4 protein-coding genes are annotated in these 4,346 nt (G+C 65.9%); 2 read left to right on the top strand and 2 right to left on the bottom strand.

The annotated features are described in order from the left end of the window. Nucleotides 1–283 precede the first annotated feature (283 nt). Nucleotides 284–793 (top strand): hypothetical protein, encoded by a 510-nt coding sequence (locus AAC997_RS11210; RefSeq protein WP_340645784.1) that lies wholly within the window; start codon nucleotides 284–286, stop codon nucleotides 791–793. Nucleotides 794–1,270: 477 nt separating this feature from the next. Next, the gene (locus tag AAC997_RS11205) at nucleotides 1,271–1,729 is read left to right on the top strand and encodes a hypothetical protein (protein WP_340645783.1); all 459 of its coding nucleotides are present in this window, start codon (nucleotides 1,271–1,273) and stop codon (nucleotides 1,727–1,729) included. A gap of 114 nt (nucleotides 1,730–1,843) precedes the next feature. Here AAC997_RS11205 and AAC997_RS11200 read toward each other — a convergent pair whose 3' ends face one another. Both AAC997_RS11200 and AAC997_RS11195 read right to left on the bottom strand, forming a co-directional pair. Beyond that, entirely contained in the window at nucleotides 1,844–2,407 is a 564-nt protein-coding gene (locus tag AAC997_RS11200) for a hypothetical protein (protein ID WP_340645782.1), read from the bottom strand. A 4-nt stretch (nucleotides 2,408–2,411) separates the two neighbouring features. After that, nucleotides 2,412–4,346, bottom strand: a 1,935-nt coding sequence (locus AAC997_RS11195; RefSeq protein ID WP_340645781.1) for a S9 family peptidase, incomplete at its 5' end; no start/stop codon positions are given.

Here is a 4,346-nt window from a genome sequence, read left to right as displayed (position 1 = left end):
GATCGAATGCGAAGGCCGGGTCGGCGGCGGCGGCGCGTCGGACGAACGCTCCAGCTACTGGAGCCGCGACGGCAAGCTCCTGGCCACCAGCGAGCAGCTGGCCTGGTACCGGCCGGTGCGGCGCAGTTCGCCGGAGTAGGGCGCTGGTGGACAGAGGCTGTCCCGAGGGGGGAGCCTTGCGAAGGTCCGCTTGCGGGGATGAAGCTAGTGACCGGGTCCGACCCGGTGCCGAAGTTGGGAGAGTCCGCTTGTGAGTGGTTGACGAGTGCCCCTACGATCACGCATGGCCGCTCCGCTACTCAAAACCTTTGAACAGACTGTCGTCGGCAAGACGTGCGTCGTTGAAAAGCGGGAGTACGACTGGACCTTCGCCTTTGGTGGAGCTCAGATGAGCGGTCTGGCTGTTTCGGGTGGTTGTGTCGTCGTGACCGAAACCTTGTGGCGGCTCATCGACGTCGACCGCGTGGTCCTCACGTCGGAGGACCACGGGCACCAATTTGGTCTTCCCGCACCTTTGGATGCTCAATTAGAAATCCGTGCATTGCTGGCTTCAGCGGTAGTGGTGACCGCCTCGGTCGATCCTCGCACGGCTGACATAGCGCTCACCTTCGACTCCGGGAGCCGACTCGAAATCATCAGCACGTCCAGCGGGTACGAGAGTTGGCAGGCTTACTTCATCGATGGAGATCAGGACGTAGCACTGGTTGGGGCGGGATGGGGCTTGCAGGTTGCGAGCAGCCCCGTTGGCTCAAAACCCACGAGGCTCGTCGGTCGTCCGGTTCCAGAAAGCTGAATTTCCGCTCACCACCCTTCTGAGAAGTTCGGAAGGTCTGCTAGCGGGCTAGGGGAAAATGCCAGCGAATGCGGGCCCCTGGGCGCCGCGACGGACATCGACACCGAGCCTCGGCTTGATCTCAGTAGAGTTACGGTGACACTGTATGAAATAGCCCGTCCTGCCCGTTTGGGCGCGCTCCAATCGCTCGGATCAGGCAAGGCTATCTGAACGTCGCAATTTCATACAGTGTAACCGTAATTCCCGACCTGTTTTTACACAGCCTCGACCCATTGCGGACGCGCCCTCGCCAGATAACATCGTGGGATCATGAAGCGCCGCGAGTTGACTGCCCTCTTAGCCGAAAGGCCGATTGTTCACCCCACGCGGATTGACGGGGTTACGTGGCGGGGACGCCAACTCGTCCTAGAACTCCGGGGCTATCGCTGGTGGGCGAGTCCGTACGAGGACTGGCAAGCCGAAGAAACTGTCTCACTCGTGTTCAATGATGTTGGAGATGGCCGGCTCCGCACGGACGAGTTTAGTTCGGACGACGACCACGCGCTGGAGGCATTCGATGTTGTGGCTGTTGCCGACGTGCCGTGGGCGCAAGGGTCTGACTGGTCAATCTACTGCTCCGGGCCTATCGGTGACCCGGTGACGCTATACGCGAATGTGCAGGACTACCTTCACCGACAGGGCGCGTTCCTCGGTCCGGAGGACTTCCTCAATCAAGCGGAGGAGCTTTCTGCGTTCACAGCCATGGCCCAGGCCAACGGGTTCCTCGTCGCTCGCGGGCCAGCCTGTATTCGCGATCTGGTCTGCTTCGAGCTGGAGCGTCAGTCGGTTCCGTACAACGTACTCAGCACCATCTCCGACGCGGAGCCACGTCTGCTCGTTCGCCTCGGCAACTCAGCCTTCTTCTGCCAGGAGGCGCTGATCGAGTTGCCGGACTGACGCGTCTCCAACCCACCCTTCTGAGAAGTTCCGCAGGTCTGCGAACGGGCCAGGGGAAGACGCTAGCGAATGCGGGCGCCGCGACGGACATGGACACCGAGCCGCCGATTGACCTCAGTAGAAATGCTCACCGGACACCACCCGGCAATCCTCCAGCGCCTCCGCGATATGTGGAACATGGGCGGCGCCGCAGAGGATCAAGACATCGCCCTCCGGCGCCGCGATGCGCTTGATGCCGCCCACGATGCCCCTGGTTCGGGCGAGGGCCTTGTCCGGATCGACGAGCGTGTCGATGATTGTGCTCAGCCGCCGCTCCGCAACGGTCCGTGGCGCATCACGTTTGCAAAAGACGTCGATGGTCCGTCGCACAGTCAGCTTGGAGATCAGCGCATCCATTTCCTGCGCCAGGCTTCCCAACGCCTCCGGCGTCAGTCCGTCGCGCAGAGCTGAGAGGCCTGGCGGCTCATGCCCGCGCACCGGGACGCCGCGCCGCCGCGCCCAATGATAGGACACCACCATCTCCGGCTTCTGGCCGGTCACCTCGCCCGTCGTCGTCGCCTCGTCGGGCATCTCCAGGATCAGCTGATCAGGGGCCACCTGATCCAGGGCCGCCTCCAGCGCCCGGAAGAGGCCGGGGTGCTCCACATGCGCCGTGCCGATGACGTGAAAGCGGGCCACAGCCCTACGCCGCCGCCACCGGCGTCAGCTTGCGCCCGAAGAAGTCGAGCGTCGTCCGCATACGGTGCAGCAGGTGGGTCTGGGTCCAGCCGGCGCGGTGGCGCAGGCCGGGATACATCATGGTCTCGAAGGTGGTCCCCTGCGCCTGCAGCGCCGCCATCAGCCGGGTGGAGTTGTCGAAGGTGACGTTGTCGTCGGCCATGCCGTGCATCAGCAGCAGGCTGCCGGACTTCAGCCGCCCGACCCGGTTCAGCACGTCGGAGTCGGCGTAGCTGGCCGGATCGGTGGTCGGCGTGCCCATGTAGCGCTCGGTGTAGTGGGTGTCGTACAGCGTCCACTCGGTCGGCGGGGCGCCGGCCACCGTCGCCGCATAGGGGCTGTTCTGCGCCGTCATCAGCAGCAGGCTCATATAGCCGCCATAGGACCAGCCGGTGACCCCGATGCGGGCGGGGTCCACATAGGGCAGCGACTTGAGGTAGGCGACGCCCGCCAGCTGGTCGGCCACCTCCAGCTCCCCCAGGCGGCGGTCGATGGCGGTCTTGAAGGCCACTGACCGATGGGGCGTGCCGCGGTTGTCGATGGAGAACAGGATGTAGCCGGCCTCCAGCAGCAGCTGGTCGGCGGGGTTCTGCCAGATCTTGCGCACCATGGCGCTGCCCGGCCCGCCATAGACCTGGACGATCACCGGATAGCGCTTGGCCGGATCGAAGCCCGGCGGGGTGCGCAGGGACCACCAGAGGTCCTGGCCGTCATCGGCCTTCACCGTCCCATAGGCCGGAACCCGCAGGCGGGCGGCATAGGGCGCGTAGGGGTGACCCTCGGCGAGCCGGTTCTCCTCGATCCAGCGCACCAGGCTCCCGTCGGCCTTGTAGAGGCCGGTGCGCGGTGGCGTGGCCGGATCCTCATAGGACCCCACGAAGGCGCCGCCGGCCTTGGCCATCTTCACCGTCCACCAGCCCCCGGCCGCCGTCAGCGGCTGGGGTTCGCCGGGGGTCTTGAGGGACACCTCGTACAGCCGCCGCTCCAGGGGGCTGTCCTTGAAGGCGGTGAAGGTCACCCGGTCGCGGGCCTCATCGACCCCGGCCACCCCGTCCACCGGCCAGGCGCCCTCCGTCAGCTGGCGCACCAGCCTGCCGTCGGCGCCGTGCAGATAGAGGTGGCGATGGCCGCTCCTTTCCGAGGACCAGAGGAAGGACCCGTCCTTCAGCGGCTTGAAGTCGTCGGTGAGTTCCACCCAGTGGGGGCTGATCTCGGTCAGAAGGACGCGGGTCTCGCCGGTGGCCGGATCGGCGGCCAGCAGGTCCAGGCGGCGCTGGTCGCGGCTCTGGCGCTGGACATAGAGGGTCTTGCCGTCCTTGGCCCAGTTCACGCGGGCCAGGTAGATGTCGGTCTCGGCGCCCAGGTCGATCTTCACCCGCGCGCCCGTGGCGACGTCGGCGACATAGAGGTCCACCACCGAGTTGGGGCGGCCCACGCGGGGATAGCGCTGATTGACGATGGTCGCGCCCGTGGCCCCGATATCCAGCCGCTCGACCACATCGACGCCGGACTGGTCGACATGGGTGAGCGCGATGCGGGTCTCGTCGGGGCTCCACCAGTAGCCGGTCTGGCGAGCCATCTCCTCCTGGGCGATGTAGTCGGCCGTACCCCAGGATTTCAGCTCGGTTCCGTCGGTGGTGAGCGCTCGCTCCGCCCCGCCCTGGGAGCGCATGACGAACAGATTGTCGTCGCGCACGAAGGAGACCAGGCCGCCCAGGGGCGAGACCTTGGCGTCGATCTCGTCGGCGGCGGAGTTGGTCAGGCGGCTGATCTTCCCATCCGCCACCGTGTAGAGCCAGAGATCGCCCTCCACCGGGACCAGGATGAAGCGCCCCTCCTCATCCCAGTCATAGGCGACCACGCCGCGGGTCTGGACGCCCTGCCGCTCGCGGCGGCTCTT

Origin of the sequence: Phenylobacterium sp. (assembly GCF_037968635.1) — a bacterium.
In the GTDB taxonomy this organism is placed as follows: Bacteria; Pseudomonadota; Alphaproteobacteria; order Caulobacterales; family Caulobacteraceae; genus Phenylobacterium.
This window is presented reverse-complemented; position numbering and strand designations above follow the sequence as displayed.